The organism is Rhodococcus sp. BH5 (assembly GCF_027583855.1).
Taxonomy (GTDB): domain Bacteria; phylum Actinomycetota; class Actinomycetes; order Mycobacteriales; family Mycobacteriaceae; genus Rhodococcus_F; species Rhodococcus_F qingshengii.
In genome coordinates this window covers 1-16764 of record NZ_JAJHVW010000032.1, presented here as the reverse complement: position 1 = coordinate 16764, position 16764 = coordinate 1, and the positions used below count along the sequence as shown (strand labels likewise).

Here is a 16764-nt window from a genome sequence, read left to right as displayed (position 1 = left end):
GCCAACTGCCAGGCACCTCAGGGCAGCGAAACGGGGGTTCGTAGCGCCAACCGCATCGCGTTCGCCGACCCGAACACCTCGCAACCGTGGGACAGCAAGCCCAAGGTGGACCCGGACAAGCTCGATCTCAATCCGATCGCCACCCAACTTGCACCGATGCTCGGCGCCACCCCGAAGTGATATTTTGGATCGAAACTGCATGCCTAAAAGAATCATGCCCTGATACGGCAAGGTTCCATTTGCCTGATTTGTGTAAGTGATCGATGGAATCAAGGTGTCATAAAATGCAAAGTTAATGGGCGATGTATGCTTCGCGGACCTATCCCTTTGTGGATTTCAAGTGAACCGTACTGGAAATTCGAATCGCCTACAGGTTTTCATTTGCAAGGATCATTTGGTTTGTTGCGAATATAATTCGAATCTTCTGTTATGTAACAGCACTTGCTGCTGGACGTGCATTCTTTAGGGATTGTATGATTCGATGATAACTTTTTAGTCTATCTTTCATTGGTGATTATATGAACTTCGTCATTGGTGATTATATGAACTTCGTTAGCTCGGGCTCGGTTTTTTCCGAGGTCGCCGAATCCGAATTCGAATTCAACTCGCTGCCCACGTTCAAGAACCTTGAAACCTGGACCTGTGATCTGCGAGTAGTGTGCGAACACATCTGCACCACCGCCGTCGGGTTCAATGAATCCAAAACCTTTGTTCTTATCGAACCATTTGACCGTACCTTGTGCCATGTCCAATGTCCTCTTCGTTCGCCTAGAATAATGAAGCTTCGAGGTTTACGTGATTCGAATTCCGGCTCGAATCACTTCCGGTTTAATTGTGCTGATTGCTTGATTTCTCGTCGCTTAACGCTGGTTGCGTTTTATTCCGTTTTGGCAATCGGTTCCATACTACTTATCTGGAAGGTTGATTAGCATGTGTAGTTTCTGGATCTAATCTCGTTTTCATTTTCTTTAAAGTTTGGTCAAACTCGGGGCGGGCTACGCTACAGCTTCATGCTAGAGGTGGCGAACTCAATGCATTTGTGCGCACATGCATGCATGCATGAGGTGCACCTCGGAATCGATGCGATGCGATGCGATGCGAGCGTTCCACTATGCCGTTCAGACGTGGAGTTGCCGTTCAGGCGTGGAGTTCGGGGACGGATCTTGACGTGTCCGAGACGCCTATCGAGAAGGTGCCAATGAAACGCCGAGCCGATTCCTGGCCGTTGTCCGTCTGGACTTTCTCGACCTGGAACGGCAGCTTCGAGAGGACGTGATCGATGAACTGAATCGCAACCTTCTGGTCGTTGCGAGGGTAAGCTCACAAAACCCGTAATCGAGTGCAGTCGCCAATTGCGGTACAGAAGTTAGTAACGCTTCTTCATCCCGGTTTGGCCAATTGGCTCAATGAATTTCACATCCACTTGCAGTTGGTGGCCGGGGCGTTGTTTCTTCGTCGTCAAATGAGTCCGCTACCTCGCCAAAGTCGAATCGCTGGGAGGAGAATGTCCATTACCTGCTCGGTGAAATCTAGACTGCAACTGCAAGGGCCGCGACCAGGTCGGGGTAGTACGGGGTGAAGACACCGAGGTTGGAGGCACGGGGATATTCGGGGTTGGCGCTGTGTCCGGCGAGGTCCGGGAGTCGCGATCGCCCGAAGTAGCCGCCGAGGGCGCGAGGGGTGATTGGGGTGAGGGCGCCAGTGAGGGCGGCGTCGAGGTTGCGTTCGAAGAGGGTGTGGCAGGCCCGCAGGCCACTCATCATTACGTCTTGGAAGCCGCCCTGAGGGTCGATCGGGAAGTTCTCGGTGTCGAACATGGCGCCGGTGTCGATGCCGGTGTCGACGGCGTGCAGGGTGGCGCCGTAGGTGGTTTCTCCGGCGAGGATGGCGTGCACGATCGCGATCTCGGGTAGTCCGCGGTAGGTGGGCAGGGGGCCGTTGTGGATGTTGTAGATCCGCAGGTCCGAGCCGACGAGTGGCGCCCGCAAGATGGTGGGATTGTTGATGGAGAACACCACGTCGTCGGTGGCGGCGCGGCGGAGGATGTCGTAGTCGTTGTTGACGTGGTCGGTGCGCAGGATCCGGTGATCGCCGGGGATGTCTTCCTGGTCGTCGACACAGACGAGATCGACGGTGTGCCCGGCACTGTCGGCGAAGCGGACGGCGCGCCAGAGCAGTGATCCGCTGCCGATGAAGATCACGCGTTCACTCCTGTGCGTGCGGTGGTCGCGGCGGCATGGACGCGGCTGAGGGTCAGGTGATGGAGCAGACCTTCGAGTTGGGCGGCGAAGAGAGGTTCTGCTGCTGCGCCGACGACGGTGCGGGAGACCTTGGCGAGCATCTCCACCGAGGCGAGGGAATCGCCGCCGAGGGCGAAGAAGTCGGAGTCGAGGTTGAGGGTGTCGTTGTCGAGGTGCAGGACGTCGGCCCAGATGGTGGTGATCGCGGTCAGGTCACTGTCGACGGCGGGGTCGACAGTGACCGGTGCTTGTGCGGTTGCCGGTGCGGGGGATGCGCCGGGCAAGCGGGAGTCGTCGAGTTTGCCGTTCGCGGTCAGGGGCAGCTCGTCGACGAAGTGCAGGGTGGATGGGATCATGTAGGCGGGCAACCTGTCCGAGAGGAAATCCCGGACCGTGGTGTCGTCGGAGTGGTCGGCGATCATGTAGGCGACGAGGACGTTTCCGCCGTCCTCTCGTGCGCGGCCGAGGACGGCGGCGCGGCTGACACCTGGGCAGTGCTCGAGCACCGATTGCACTTCGCCTGGTTCGACGCGGTTGCCGCGGATCTTGACCTGGTGATCGGCGCGGCCCACGAAATCGAGTTCGCCACTCGGCAGGAGCCGGGCGAGATCCCCGGTGCGATAGGTGCGTTCACCGCTCGGCAGGTGTACGAAGCGTTGCGCTGTCAGCTCGGGGCGCGCGAGGTAGCCGCGGGCGACTTGCGGACCACCGAAGTACAGTTCGCCGACTTCACCTGCCGGTACGGGCTGTTGGTGTTCGTCGAGCAGGAAGACTGGGGTGTTCGCGGCGGGGTGTCCGATCGGGATCGACGGCGACGCCGGGTCGTCGGGGGAGCCGATGACGTGTGAGGCGCATACGATGGACAGTTCGGTGGGGCCGTAGCTGTTGAGCAGGTGCGCGTCGGGGCCGAAGAACGTGCGTGCTCTCCCCGCGAGCGCGGGGTGTAGTTGTTCGCCGCCGATGATGACGGTGCGTGGGGTGGGGACGTCGATCTCCAGACGCACGATGATCTCGAGCAAGCTCGGGGTCAGCAGGAAGGTGTTGGCGCCGGAGTCGCGCAGCATGGTCTGCAGGGTGAGGTGGGAGATGTCGTCGGGGATCAGGGTGACGGCGCCGCCGGTGAGCAGGGGACTGAAGAACGCTGCGCAGGCCATGTCCGCGGCGGGGGTGTGATAGTGCGCGAAGCGGGTGTCGGGGCCGAGTTTGTACCAGTCGCTGGCGGATTCGAGGTAGTGCACGACCCCGCCGTGGGGGACGAGTACGCCTTTCGGTCGTCCGGTCGATCCGGAGGTGTAGGTGACGAAGGCGATGTCGTCGGCGGTCACCGGGACGTGGACGGGCTCGTCGGTGTCCTGGTCGATGTCGTCGACGACGACTACGTCGATGTCGGTGCTGACGAGATCGCGTAGGTGTGGCCGTGTCAGCAGCAGCGCCGCGCCGGAGTCGGCGATGGTGTCGGCGAGGCGGTCGGCGGGGTGTTTGGGGTCGAGGGGCAAGAATGCGGCCCCGGCCCGCAGGATCGCCACTTGCGCGACCGTCCCTTCGACGGATCGGTCGGCGAGTACGGCGACGATCGATCCGCGGCCGATGCCGCGGCGCAGCAGCTCTGCGGCGACAGCGTCGGCCCACCAGTCGATTTCGGCGTACGTGTACTCGCTGTCGGGGGCGACGACGGCGACAGCGTCGGGGCGAGTGCGGACCTGCAGCTGGAACAGGCTGTTCACGTTCTGCCGGTTCCCTGGCCCGTCGACGCCTCGCGATGGTGGCGCGGGCTGGGCGGCGGTGGGATCGAATTCGGCGATGATCCGATCGAGTAGCGCCTCCAATCGTTCTGCGACACCGCGACCCGCCCGGCAGGAGACGGTGATCTCGGTGCGCGTGCCCGACTCGACGACGACGAACGAGATCGGCACCAACCCGATGTGCACCGGCAGTGCCCGCACCGCGGTGGCCGCGAACTCAGGAGCCGACAGCGCCGCAAGGTCGATCTTCCCCGCGTGGGAGACGATCGCCGAGACCAGGTTTCGGTTCGTGCGAGCACCGAACGTGTGCACGGACTTGAGGATGCGGCGGATGATCGGGGTGGGGATCTTCGCCAGCCCGCCGTTGTCCATCTCGTTGAGTTCACGCCCTTCGACCATGCCGACGAGCAGACGTGCGTTGATCTCCGCTGCGCTCTGTCCTGGATCTGCGTCGAGGAACAACGGCAGCGCCAGGTTCGCGGTCGATCGGATCGTCGGATCGTGGCGGCGCAGATCCACCGGCACCATCAGCCGAACCGGGTGCCCGGTGGTGTCGGCGAGGACCGCGGCGATCCGGGCTACCGCCGACGGATGGGTGCCGTCGACGCTGCGGTGTCGCCACAGGAACTGTTCACCGCCGCGAGTGGGTGCTCCGGCGCCGAGGGGGGATCGGCACGTAGGCAGCAGCCGGGTGGGGGTTCCGGGGGCGCCGATGTGGTCGACGAGGGTGTGATCGGCGGTAGGGTCCGGCGCTCCCAGTGGCTCCTCGCCGCGCAGGACCCGGAACACGTCTGCGGCCCAGGTGCCCAGTCCCTTGGCGTCCATGACGCCGTGGAAGGCGCGGAAGATGAACGTCGTCGGGTCGGAGGTGACGAGGACTACCTCGGTGGTGGCGTCCGCGGTGACACCGAGGGGGCGGGTCAGGATGGGGTTCGCATCGAGCGCGGTGAAGTCCACGCCGCCATGTTCGACGATTTCGAGGTGCGGGGCGAGGCCGCTGTCTACCCAGGCGTCACCCCGGCGTACCAGCCGTGCGCCGGGGCAGGCGTCCGAGGCGCGTTCGACGGCGCGGCGAAGTACGTCCACGTCGATGTCACCGGCGCCTTCGACGAGGAGTTGGATGGCGAACGGCTCGGCCAGGGGCGCAGTGGCCAGGTACAACCGTTCGGTCGCCGAAATCGGTCGTGTGAACACGGGGGTGGTCGATGTCATGGGCACCTAGGAATATGTCGGGGACCGGATGGACGATCATGACTTCGAAACTCGACCTCGGCGATCGCCCTGTGACTGGACCCAGTTTCTGGACCCGAGCAGCGCGCTGTCTTCTTCGAGGGCGGGCATGTATCCGAAGCCGTGACGTGTCTTTGTGTGATGTTGGGCTTCCCGGCTGAGGATTTCTGCTGGCTTGCCGATCCGATGAGGGGGAAGAATTCCTCATCGGGAAGAGTAGTCATGACGTGGAATTTCGTTCGGAGGATAGCAGCGGTGAGATTCGGCTGAGTGCAACTCCTAGAGTGTCCCGTTACTGTAAAAGAGACATAGCTACTGAAAATATTCTAAATAGTCATTGATAGAGTCTCCGTTGATAGCCTCTCGATTCATTGTTCAAATTTGATTAGTGTTTCTGTTATGTATCTAGTGGAATTGACACCTCGACCTTGTGTGCGAAGTAAATGCTTGCTGGCACAAGTCCATCCCTCTTTAGCGAAGTTGACTATTGAACGTCGATGTGACCGGTACGGAACCGGTTCCGGTCATCCCCGCCTATGCAGTTTATCGACCGCCGCCCCACTTCAGCTCTCGAAGACACCGCTGCTGCATAGAAACGGCAGCGCCTACCCCGCGCGGTCGATGCAGAGCGGTCCGGGGCCGCCCGGTATCGCTGGAAGCCTACGCCGCCAGCTGGACTGGCTCCTCGCGTCTATGGCTTGCAGCGACCAGAGCTGAGGTGGCGAAACATTCAGATGTGACTGCGAGCACCCCGACTTCCATAAGAGGGCGGGGCGTTCCGGTGCTTGCCGAAACCAGATTTCGTCTCCGTGACGGCCATACTCGAAACACACGGACATACTCGAAACACACGGACATACTCGAAACACCCAGCCGCCCTCTTCGCCTGCGTTGGATATCAGCTTTTAAGCGGTGAGATACTGCATCGCTAGTATTTTAGGCGATCGAGAAGTATCGATCAGCGACTTAATATTGTCTCGTCCGAAAGTACTCCGCTCGGGCATCGTTGATCGACGAGCCAGCCGCGACTTGATCCGGCCCTCAATTCTGCACTTCCTACATCTATTATACCTTGAGGAGGCGCGAGCGTTGCATATGCACCGCGGAGTCGGTTAGACCCGTGAGTGTCGATCCGCGACGAGTTGAGCCACGGTTTCGGCTGCGCAGGCTCGATTCTCCCCAACCCCGCCGGAAGCACCTCGTTTTGCCCAACCGACAACGTATAGGCCAATCAGCGGTTCTCCGGTTTCAGGGGAAACTACTTGACCTGAACGATTGGGTACGAACCCGTGTTCGTTGAGTGGAACTCCATTGATCCATTTGGTGGTGAATCCGGTCGCACAGATTGTGGAGTTCGCGTGAAAGATTCGACCCTTGATCGTGGTAACCGCGACGGCGCTGGAACCTTCCTGCGCGAGTTCGGCCACTTCTTGTCCGAACGACAAGATGATTCGCAGAGGGCCCGTGGTGTCTGTGGGTAAGGTATGCATTCCGCAGAAAACGGTGGAAGGCAGCTGCGAGAGTTCACAGAGCAGCGCGCTTTCGGCGCCAGGTAGGTCACCGTCACTGTCAATCAATATATCGGCGTCTGCGAGATCGAGAAGCTCGTAGAACGCAGAGCGAGTGAACGCAGCACTTTCCGGAGCCGAACGCGACAGGACCAGCAGTTCTCGAACCTGGCTATTCTTGGAAGCTTGGTGCCGATTTTCTGCGACCCACCGGACGATATCGAAAGCTACGTTGCCTGCACCCACCACGATGCATACCGGTCCGGTAAGAGCTGAGGGTGAGGAAACCGAGGCAGGGTCGTTCTCCCCGACTAGAATATCGAGCGCCTGGTAGATCCCGTTTCCGCAGAGATCGCGACCGACTTGGCGCGGCTGAGAGGCCCCACATGCGAGTATGACGGCATCGTATTCCGTGCGGAGTTCGTTAATCGATATGTCTCTTCCAACTTCTGTATTAAGAATGGTTGTAACGCGGTCGTCGTGGAATGGCAGGTCGAACAATCGGCTCATCTTGCGCACACCGGGATTGTTGAGTGATACGCCCCGCTGCAGCAAGCCGCCGACAGCGTCGTGTAGTTCGTACACGGTGACGTGGATCGATGTTGAACGATTCAGAAGTTCCCGAACTGTGTACATGGCAGCAGGTCCGGCCCCCACGATGGCAACCTTAAGTTTGTCGTGCGGAATTCCGAGTGGCAGCTGGAAAGTGGCAGACAGTCGGCCTCTAGGTGGGGGCGGGACCTGCGCGTAGAATTCCCTATTGAAAGCTAGATATGGGTGGTCAGGGCTCAGCGATCGCGCGGGTTTGATTGCAGAGGCTGGACACGCCTCGACACAGGCGGTGCAATCGATACACGATTCAGGGTCGATGTAAAGAGAATCAGCGGAGTCGAAGCCATCCTCGCCAGGCAAGGGGTGAATACAGTTCTGTGGGCATACTCGCGCACATGCGCCGTCCTTACAACAAGAACCCAAGATGACATGGGTCATAACAACTCCTAATCAGAGAAGGTTTGACTTTCGATAGATCCAACGGGCCCCGAGGTTCAGCAGACCCTCCTTGTTTAAGAACTCGATGAACGGCCCTGCAGCCTTCCTGAACATCATTCGATGGTGTTCGTTGCCATCGATATCCAATTTTACGACAGCCCAGTCGAGGCCGAGCGCGTCATACATTCGGCGATTAATCAGACTTTTTGCGATTACGTGCGTTCCCGCGGCAATCAGCAGGGTGCTGATAAATCGACGCAGGCGTGATACTCCGATTAATTGTTGGCGAATATTCTGGCGGGCATACATCATGTGTCTGGACTCTTCGACCACATGAATATAGGCAGCGCGGCGGATAGGTGTGGCAACGTTGTCGCTATTCATCCAATCGCGTTGCATCACATCGAATATTTCTTCACCAGCGAGGACAATGCCGTGAGCCACTTCTCCCCACGCAAGGTGACGAAAGATAAAGCCAAAGAAGTCCAACATGCGGTCACGAGGATAAAACTTTGATCCGATACTTTTTACGGCATTGGCAAACATCAACGAGTGCAGGTTCTCATCTGCACATTCGTTGAACAGGAATTTGACATCAGATCGCGCGGGATCCGCGCTGTGTTTCGCCCGCAACAATGCTACCTGTAAGCCCACTTCAAGCCAGATTCCAACGCCCAAAAAATGGGCGACTTCACTTCTAGTGACTTGAACACATTCGGACTCAGACAAGCGATTCCAGATCGGTGTTCCGAATAGTGGTGACCACTGTGGCGTCATTCCATGTCGTTCGTTGTCGCCAATTTCGAGCTGGCAGAGATTTGAATCCCTTGAATCGAAGGATAACCGTTTGGCAGATTCAAGTAGAGTCTCAAAAATATCGTCACTTTCGGAATTGACCATCAATCTTATCCTCAACTTCGATTGCTGTCCTCTATCTGTACTGTCAATCTGGCTTTGGCTATGCGAATTTCCATCCTATCCATGCGTTGACGTCGAACCTTGGCTATACAGAGAAAAAGCCAGCGTTACGGTATAGATAAATCTTCATTCGAAATATTAGTGAGGCTTGGCCGTTGCAAAGTTTTGCAAGCAGTTGCGGGCTTCCTATCTGCTCTAAGACTAGTTCAGTTTGACTGAATAATATATAGCCATTTTTTGATGAAGACGACTGCCGAACACCGTAGCGTGAATATCGCTGAATTAGAATCGTGTCCGCGACAGAGATAGGGCGGGACCAGGGCAAATATCATGCCAGCCCTACCTCTGAAGGGATCGAATACTACTGTGACGTATTCACGCCTGCGTTTCCATTGGCGCTTCCATTATTGCTACCTGTTCCTTCGCTATGGCCATTACCCGATCCGTTACTTGCCCCGTTTCCATTTCCCGTGCCATTGGCAGATCCGTTGCCATTCCCATTATTAGCTGCGTTTCCGTTTCCGTGGCCAATAGGAGCTGCATTGTTGCCAGTGCAACTATTTCCGTTTCCGTTTCCGTTTCCGTTGGACAGATTGCCGTTACCTGCGCCGTTTGCGTTTCCGTTTGCGTTTCCGTTTGCGTTGTTGCTTGCGTTTCCGCTTGCGTTTCCGTTTGCGTTTCCGTTTGCGTTTCCGGCCGCATTTCCGTTTGCACTGCCCGCACCAATTCCATTTGCGCTTCCCGCCAGGTTTCCGTTTAGTGAGGAGTTGCCATTATTGCTAAGTATATTTATGTTCAAAATTAAGGAACCTGAGCCGTAGTTATTTCCGCTATCGCCATTGGAATTATTTCCGGTTCCGTTTTCGGAGTTCCCGGTGCCAGAATCTCCTATTTGAGTGTTACCACTGTCCCCGACTTCACCGTCTGCAATCGCATTTCTTCCTGAGTCGACGATAACTTCAGGCGGCGAAGCGGGCAGCGGAGAGGTAAGACAGACCGGATTCTCAGAAGGTGTGGCGTTGGCAGTGCTACTTCCAACCGTGACAGTGGCAGCAAAAATGGCAATAGGAATTAGTGACTTGGTTAGTGTGCGACGCATCTTTTCTCCAGAGCGATAGGTCCGAATGGGGAGCACGAAGAAGACTTCGGCATATCTCATTGTTCGTCTACGCGGTGGCGTAGATACGGGCAGTATTCCAGGGCTCTCGCGCAGAACATAGGCAACCTTCATCGAAGTAGATTTTCTAAATTTGAAATTAGTTATTCGTGAGACATGTTTGGAGGATGATTTCCTATGCTTCCGGTTATAGGTATCATCCGGCGATGTAAATTTCACGTATCCGAAAGTGAAATTTAAGATATGTTCGAGTAAATGATTGAAGTTCATTTGACCAAATAACTCATCCACGTTTTTGTAATACCTTTTCTTACGCGCGGCGCAATGACTTCTCTAAACACTAAATCCTATAAAGCGCACACCTGTAACATTCATTCTGTTTGTTTGACGAGTTGCCTAAGACCGTGGACCACCTCCGGAAACTTTGGTGGCGCCAAGATATCGAGCCAGCTGGCGGCCAGTTGATTTGATGGGTGAATGGGCATCACGACACGAGGGTTTCGGTGTTTGTGACTTAGATAGACACTGCTGAAGGTGCGGTCTCGTGCCAATCTCACTATTTCAATCTATTGAAATAGCACACTGAAGCCAAACTGACCGCCAAGCCGTAAGGATCGGAATTTTCAAGATGCCAGCAGAATTGGGGCATCAAAACTGATGCTTGCTTCATCAATAAGTAAGGGAGAAGAGACATCAGTGGTCCATGTGTCTGTCTGCATGTGTCTGCTGCAGTATTATATCTACGATGGTCAAAGCGATTCGCTGTTAGACGTGTATGCCGCGCCACGTTGAAATAGAGCGTTGGTCACTCAACCGTAAAGACTAACAAAACTTTCGCATTTCGTTCGTGGTCAATGCAAATTAGCCATTGAGAAATGTAGTGAGCCAAGTTAGAAGAAGTGAATATATTAAGTAGAATTAAGGAATTGGGGCTAAGGTATAAACCGGACGGTAGGCGAACGTGTGCAGGTTCGGGAAGGACGAGCGACGTTCGCCTGCTGGCCTGAAATTTATCCGCATCGGGGTGCAGTAAAATGCGAGATCTTAGGCGGCGAGGCCGAAATTTCCAATTGCTGCGCTTTGATCTATGGATATCAATCCAAGGTTCCCCGTCGATAATGCTGGGGATATATTGTCTCTTCTTGCAGTTCGGCATTTCAAAACGATCAGTAACAATCAAGTTCGTGCGGACGATCCGCCGTTCTGATAGTAATTTTCGGTATCTCCTGACGGTCATATTTCCAGATCAGAAAACATTTTAGTTACATCGTATGGCGGTCAGTCGACGAGAGCGTTTGGTATTCTGGGAAACCGAGATCGAAGCGAACATCCGGTAAACATTCGCCAGTCAACACTGCGACAACGGCCACGAGGTCCGCATCCGTAAGATCTGGATGCCTTGCTATCTGAGACATCGATCTCATCGCGGATCGCTGGCGCGGGGAAAATTTGTTCATCTGCCTTGCCTTTCGATCTTAAAAAGATATCTATGGATGCAATGTATAGCTGCTTGAATGGCTTTCGTATGATATTATGGCCGAAATATTAGATACTTCACACATCTCGTAATCGTGTGAAAGTGGCGTTATCTACGTATTTGAAAAGTAGGTCCTACTAGGATTTAGTCATCCTAACCATGACCCAACAATTGTTGTTTCATGGTAATTGACATGTCGTTATCGCTGATTGGCCTGCGAATCTTTCCATAAGGAATTGCACGGCTCCTGGAAGTCCAAGTATTGCAGCAGAGATGTGGTCTGGGCTTTGCACAATGTTCGACTGGACCGTAACTCCGGAATCGCAATAGTGACGCAATGTTCTGGTTATTGCGTCAACGGGAATAAGAGCGTCATCGGCGGCGTGCCACTCGTAGATTGGCGTGCTAGGAACGGTAGACATTTTTTCGACGCTATTGATACTAAGTACTTCCTGCACGGATGGACTGTCGAGCAACAGTTTCCCTAGCTGTGCATCCGCGACGTCGTTAATGCTCTTGCCGGCCCCAGCGGCCAATATTTCGTTTGTACAGGCATTCGCGATTGAGTCACGTAGAACGCGCCCCTGCGGGTTGAGCTGTGAGGATATTGACATTCGATCTGGGTACTCGCGTTCAAGCCCAAGCGCGGCGGCCATCGCAAGGCCGAAGGCCGGATGTGGACTGTCACCGAGTTTCTTTGCCATCTCGCCGATATTGAGGGGAGCGCCACCATAGGCACTACCAACTAGCCTCAATTCGGGTGCGTATTCTGGCGCGAGGGCAGCAGCCATCGCAGTGGCCATACCGCCTCCGGAGTAACCCGCCATACCAATTGGGCTGTCTCTAAGATTGAGATGAGTATATCGCTGAGCCGCACGTATGCCATCGAGTGTTATCTGTGCTCCGAGCCTTGCAGCTCCGTAAGCGCTGGTTGGACCGAGGTGGTCCGGTATTGCGACGGACCATCCCTGCTGGAGTGCGAAGTTAAGGCCGGGAGCTTCGCGAATTATGAGATTTGGATTCGATGTGTATAGCGTTTGTGAGGGGGCGCACTCAAGCCCGAGTGCATTGATAATATGTTGGTATGATAATAAAGGACGGTCGACCTGGGCGTTAAGGGGAGAGAGTATTGTTGTTACGGCGGTGATTGGGCTACCCTCGGAATTAGTTGATCGAAATTTGATCTGAATCGCCTCGGCGTTGATAAATCCCGGCGGGGCCGGAAGGGCTCTAGCGGCAAGTACATCCCCGGGGAGCAGATTGGTGAGGTCAACTGGGCCGCCATAAAAGGGGTCGGTCAACGCCGCTGGGTAGGTTATCTCCTCAGCGTTAGCGGGTGGGACTGTACCGAGCACTAGCGTGGACGCGATCGATGCTGTCACAAAGATAGCGCCAAGAGTCCGATCTTTCCGAATTTTCTTCAAATCCATGTTTTTCCTTTCACTGGTAGGGTTTAAGGTTATTGATAATTGCCTGATTTAAGTCAACAGTAAATAGGTGAATAGTTTCAAATATCGGTTAAACAAAAGGGTATTGTATTAACAGAGGAGGAATTTGAACGAACAGAGACCGATTCCTGTATGCGTTCTATATTGCAGAAGCTGTTTTGATACTTGGAATTCGTGAATTCATTATTGTCGCACGATCGCAGAGGGGCGGATTGCCCTAGATCCATGAGACAGTAACTCCCAGCCTTGCAAGAGTCTCGATGACTCCTCTGAATGCAAGGATGAAAATGATTGTCAGGATGATTGACCAAACTATAGCTTTTTTAAATCTATCGCTGCGCAGTATTCTAAACATTTACTCTCCGTTGCTTGCATATATCGCTGAATCATCATCGAACTTATATTGGACCACAAGAAACTAGTTCTTGTATGGCAATGCTCGTCTCCGAATTTGGAATTGGCAGTAAAGAAAGCGAATCTTTGATTGTTTTACTCAATTCTTCTTGCGCATGCGAAACAATGTAGTTCGATTTTTCGATGCGATCAGCTATCGATGATGAGGAATCGGTTTCTAGAAGCAATCGACTTGCTTTTTCGGCCTCTAAGTTTACGTCTTTGAATGATTTGGACAGCGTAGAGCGGATTTCAGTCCAGATGTTGGAATCCACCCCTGGCATGAGAATGGTATTCGTTTCGGGTTCGATAATTGACTCGAAGCCTTCGGCCGCAACGAAAGCTGCATTTGCTGTCTCGCTTACTATCGCTAGCATCGAGATCTTAGCCGATTCTTCTCCGCTGGAATCAATGACCGGTAGCGAGCTTAATTTTGCATTGTAGGAATTTGTGATTGTACAAATTGTATCTACATAACTGACAATGTCTTTGTGGATGTCATGTTTGTGCATTTCATAGAAGTCCCTTTCTATCAGTTGCTTCTCGACGGATTCCCTCTGACTTGATTGCAGATTGCTTAGTTCTGAATTATTGTCTAACAATCCGCCATCAAAATGACATCTGGTCAGTAATGTGAGAACGAAGGCGGCTGAAATTATGGCAAAGATTACGTATCGTATCCTCCGTTTTTGGGATAGTTGTTTCGGAGATGTCTCAAATGTCTTGGCACTTTTGAAATTTGAACGTGAAGTAGAACGTAGTAGATCGAAAATACTCCAGGATGGTCTTCGCTTTTTCACTGGTTCCCCAAGCTTGACTTCAGATATGAAAATTAATTCTACCTTTTTTGGTAGGCAAAGTACCCGACGTTATTGCAAATTAAGAAAAAATGAATCAATCATTAGAATTGCCGGCCCTTAATAGTTAAGAAATTCTTAAAATTTCGTTTTGGTTTTAGATTGGCTACTTGTGCCTCCAGATCTACGGGCGGACATATATAGTTCCGTCGGACACTGGGTAGTACCAGTTCCAAGGTTCTCACCTGCAGCGGGGGAGGCGAAGTCTCTCGTAGGTAAGTTACAAAGCACATGGCAAGAGTGTCCGGAACCTTGCTCCCTCCCGATACTATTCTGGGCGGAATGAGGTTGTTACATCTAGCGCATGGCACGTGTCAGTGACTCGTGACACTTCGAGTTGCCCAGTGGGGTACCTAGTCTTCTACTGTTACGCGCTGGGAATCTGCAGTTTTCCGATTGGATAAGGGAGAATTCTCTAAATTGGTTGAGCTTCAAAACGTATTTGGCGGCGCGATAGGAATTATTCATGTCTTTGAGGCAGATTTTAGATAAGCCTTACGCAATTAAGTGGCTATCTCAAAGTTTTGCAATTTGTTCATTTTTTGTGCTGGCGATAACTTTGTTACATGCCGATGCCGATGCCGATGCCTGCAAGAATTGCAGTGTTGGAGTTTCTGATTCTGCTAATCTGAATGATAGTTCATCATATCGAATTGATTTGGAAACTAATTCGCGCTCCGGTTTTATTCCAACAAGTATTGCAATAGAATCTCTCGGTATATCGTCATCGGTTGAACCGGGAGGAACCGTTTGGCAATATGATCCATTTTTGGAAAGATCAGTATGGAGTTTCAGCGTGCCCACAAATATGAGATATGTGACTTGGTGGTCCGACGGGCCTAGACCTGGTGGGAAAGAAATGGCCATCTTGTTGGGGCATACCGAAATTGGGGGAGGGTACGGAATATTTAATGATATACGAGAATTGAAATACGATGAGAATGTTTCATTAATAGGAGACGACGGATCTGTGATGAATTTTCAGGTGCGTGAAGTCGTAAAAGGTATAGACAAAAGGGATTACGCTGCTTTATCAAATCTTTTGGAGTATGGCTCCGGAAGATACAGATTGGCGCTCATTACATGCGGAGATTTGTTTGATAGTAAAGCGAATGCAAGCTGGGAGAATGTCGTAGTGTTTGCCGATTAATCCATTGTGTATCAATTTGGACGGAGCTCGGGAATGTTTTCAGGTGAGATGATCGTATCCTCGAAAATTACGTTAAAGCAACTCGAATACTATATCTATATTGTGAGGGCCGGATCGCTAACTGACGCAGCTCTGCTACTGCACGTAACTCCGTCAGCTCTTTCGCAACAGCTTTCTTCTCTTGAAAGTGCGCTGGGTAGAAAGCTGATTTTCAGAAATTCTGGGTCTCTTGAAGCGAATTCAGATGGGATCGATTTTTTTGAGCGCGCAGTTCGGGCGGTTTCAGAATGTGAGCGTGCATGGCAAGTCGGATCTGTGGATCGTTCGAGCAAAGGTCGAATAAGAATCGGGTCTCTTCAAGAACATTCTGTGAGTATGCTGAGTGTGCAGGTTATGCAGATAAAGAGAGATTTCAATATAGATAATATCGAACTCCATACCTACCCTAGTAAGTCTGAAATTTTAACCGCAATGAAATCCAAAACTATAGATATTGCAGTAGTGGCGGGAGATTTTGATAAATCCGACTTTAAGCGTTTTAGGTCACTTAATCGTGAAGAATTTGTGGTTGCCCATCGCCGAGACAGCGGCACTGTTTCTTTTAAACGCGAAAATCTTAGTGCGGTGAATTGGGTTGGTTACACTGCGCAAGCTGAAGATCTGATGCGAATGTTTAGAACATTTTGCAGTAATTGGCAGTTTAGTCCAGTCCAGGTGGCTCAGGTCTCAGATCCGTTTTCTGCGTTATCTATGATTGAGAATGGTTCAGGTTTTGCGGTGGTGCCATTAGAATATATTGGAGATAGGTACGCAAACTTGAGTTTTTCACCCATTCCTGTACCTCTATTTAGGTCGGTACACCTGTGCGCAAATGAATTGTCGGAGAAAGGTGTCAAGATTTTCGAATCAATTTTCAGCGGCGAGGGATCGGATTGATTTCTTAAAGTCGATCGATTTGTGTGTAGGTGTTTCCGTCGGAAGCGTTAATTAGTTAAGAGAGTTCGTAATATAAATGGACGACAGCAGGGTATTTCAAGAGCGATTGAACTATTTGTTTAAGATTTCATCAGGCAGGATTACTAATGGAAGTGTTGTTGATTCACTAGGGAAAATGGGTTGCAATATATCGAGACCTTATCTTTCCCAGCTTAGAACGGGAAATCGAGTGCACCCTTCTATGAAAGTGATTGAAAGTCTATCTCAAGTCTTTAATGTAGATGTTGAGTACTTCTTTGTGAAGCCAGTCCTTTCGTTGGCGCAGGAAAGGGATAATGTTGCACTTATTGAGGGTATTCAACAAGTAAAACTTCGAAGATTGTTGTTGAACTATGTCGGCCTTTCGCCATCCTCGCAATTGATTTTGGAGGACATGGCTACGATTCTGAGGTTATCTTGTCATATGCGGGAACTTCCTGCTGATGACGTAAGTTTTGGTTTCAATTCTAGGCGAGTATCTAAAAGCGGCAAGAAGATTGATAACTAAATGGCAGTTTTCGAAATATCGTAACCCTTTGATGTTGCTTCAAAGCGACTAGCTTAAGCGTGAAGGCCTCTTGGGCAGCTGGGCGGGATGCTTGTGTGATCGCTTCGGAGGAGATGGAATGAACGCGCTGTTCGATGGCTTTCTCGACGAGAAGGGCCAGATCCGCCTGCAACCAGGCTTCACGCTGGTCGACTACGTCGAGCAACACTCG

At 52.6% G+C, this 16764-nt stretch carries 11 protein-coding genes and 2 pseudogenes; 4 read left to right on the top strand and 9 right to left on the bottom strand.

Features of this window, described 5'->3' with window-relative positions; translation table 11 throughout:
* Positions 1-180, top strand: a pseudogene (locus RhoBH5_RS31445) (mammalian cell entry protein); the annotation flags it as partial.
* A gap of 317 nt (positions 181-497) precedes the next feature.
* On the opposite strand, the gene RhoBH5_RS31440 reads toward RhoBH5_RS31445, so the two are convergent.
* From RhoBH5_RS31440 to RhoBH5_RS31405, 9 genes and pseudogenes are all read right to left on the bottom strand, one after another.
* Entirely contained in the window at positions 498-746 is a 249-nt protein-coding gene (locus RhoBH5_RS31440) for a cold-shock protein (RefSeq protein ID WP_270009468.1), read from the bottom strand.
* Positions 747-1529: 783 nt separating this feature from the next.
* A complete protein-coding gene (locus RhoBH5_RS31435) occupies positions 1530-2201 on the bottom strand; it encodes a formyltransferase family protein (protein ID WP_270009467.1) in 672 nt (223 codons plus the stop codon).
* Positions 2198-5194: a non-ribosomal peptide synthetase gene (locus tag RhoBH5_RS31430; protein ID WP_270009466.1), complete on the bottom strand. Its 2997-nt coding sequence runs from the start codon at positions 5192-5194 to the stop codon at positions 2198-2200. The genes RhoBH5_RS31435 and RhoBH5_RS31430 overlap by 4 nt, the downstream gene beginning before the upstream one ends.
* Positions 5195-6324: 1130 nt before the next feature.
* Positions 6325-7377 (bottom strand): ferredoxin, encoded by a 1053-nt coding sequence (locus RhoBH5_RS31425; protein ID WP_333482282.1) that lies wholly within the window; start codon positions 7375-7377, stop codon positions 6325-6327.
* Positions 7378-7530: 153 nt separating this feature from the next.
* Positions 7531-7710 (bottom strand): annotated as a pseudogene (locus RhoBH5_RS32615) (4Fe-4S dicluster domain-containing protein); the annotation flags it as partial.
* A gap of 12 nt (positions 7711-7722) precedes the next feature.
* Entirely contained in the window at positions 7723-8610 is an 888-nt protein-coding gene (locus RhoBH5_RS31420) for a diiron oxygenase (protein WP_270009464.1), read from the bottom strand.
* Positions 8611-8989: 379 nt separating this feature from the next.
* Complete coding sequence (locus RhoBH5_RS31415) at positions 8990-10036, bottom strand: hypothetical protein (RefSeq protein WP_270009463.1); 1047 nt, start codon at positions 10034-10036, stop codon at positions 8990-8992.
* 1365 nt (positions 10037-11401) lie between these two features.
* On the bottom strand, positions 11402-12652 hold the full coding sequence (locus RhoBH5_RS31410) for a lipase family protein (protein WP_270009462.1): 1251 nt from the start codon (positions 12650-12652) through the stop codon (positions 11402-11404).
* A 416-nt stretch (positions 12653-13068) separates the two neighbouring features.
* Positions 13069-13575, bottom strand: coding sequence for a hypothetical protein (locus tag RhoBH5_RS31405; protein ID WP_270009461.1), 507 nt, complete (start codon positions 13573-13575; stop codon positions 13069-13071).
* Between the two features lie 811 nt (positions 13576-14386).
* On the opposite strand from RhoBH5_RS31405, the gene RhoBH5_RS31400 reads away from it, so the two are divergent.
* From RhoBH5_RS31400 to RhoBH5_RS32835, 3 genes are all read left to right on the top strand, one after another.
* A complete protein-coding gene (locus RhoBH5_RS31400; RefSeq protein WP_270009460.1) occupies positions 14387-15070 on the top strand; it encodes a class F sortase in 684 nt (227 codons plus the stop codon).
* A 33-nt stretch (positions 15071-15103) separates the two neighbouring features.
* Complete coding sequence (locus tag RhoBH5_RS31395) at positions 15104-16006, top strand: LysR family transcriptional regulator (protein ID WP_270009459.1); 903 nt, start codon at positions 15104-15106, stop codon at positions 16004-16006.
* A 76-nt stretch (positions 16007-16082) separates the two neighbouring features.
* On the top strand, positions 16083-16553 hold the full coding sequence (locus RhoBH5_RS32835) for a helix-turn-helix domain-containing protein (protein WP_442972497.1): 471 nt from the start codon (positions 16083-16085) through the stop codon (positions 16551-16553).
* Positions 16554-16764: the final 211 nt, after the last annotated feature.

What these genes read in the sequence shown, in the direction of transcription:
- RhoBH5_RS31440 (WP_270009468.1), bottom strand. Translation starts at nt 746, where the DNA reads ATGGCACAAGGTACGGTCAAATGGTTCGATAAGAACAAAGGTTTTGGA.
- RhoBH5_RS31430 (WP_270009466.1), bottom strand. Translation starts at nt 5,194, where the DNA reads ATGACATCGACCACCCCCGTGTTCACACGACCGATTTCGGCGACCGAA.
- RhoBH5_RS31420 (WP_270009464.1), bottom strand. Translation starts at nt 8,610, where the DNA reads ATGGTCAATTCCGAAAGTGACGATATTTTTGAGACTCTACTTGAATCT.
- RhoBH5_RS31410 (WP_270009462.1), bottom strand. Translation starts at nt 12,652, where the DNA reads ATGGATTTGAAGAAAATTCGGAAAGATCGGACTCTTGGCGCTATCTTT.
- RhoBH5_RS31405 (WP_270009461.1), bottom strand. Translation starts at nt 13,575, where the DNA reads ATGCACAAACATGACATCCACAAAGACATTGTCAGTTATGTAGATACA.
- RhoBH5_RS31400 (WP_270009460.1), top strand. Translation starts at nt 14,387, where the DNA reads ATGTCTTTGAGGCAGATTTTAGATAAGCCTTACGCAATTAAGTGGCTA.
- RhoBH5_RS31395 (WP_270009459.1), top strand. Translation starts at nt 15,104, where the DNA reads ATGTTTTCAGGTGAGATGATCGTATCCTCGAAAATTACGTTAAAGCAA.
- RhoBH5_RS32835 (WP_442972497.1), top strand. Translation starts at nt 16,083, where the DNA reads ATGGACGACAGCAGGGTATTTCAAGAGCGATTGAACTATTTGTTTAAG.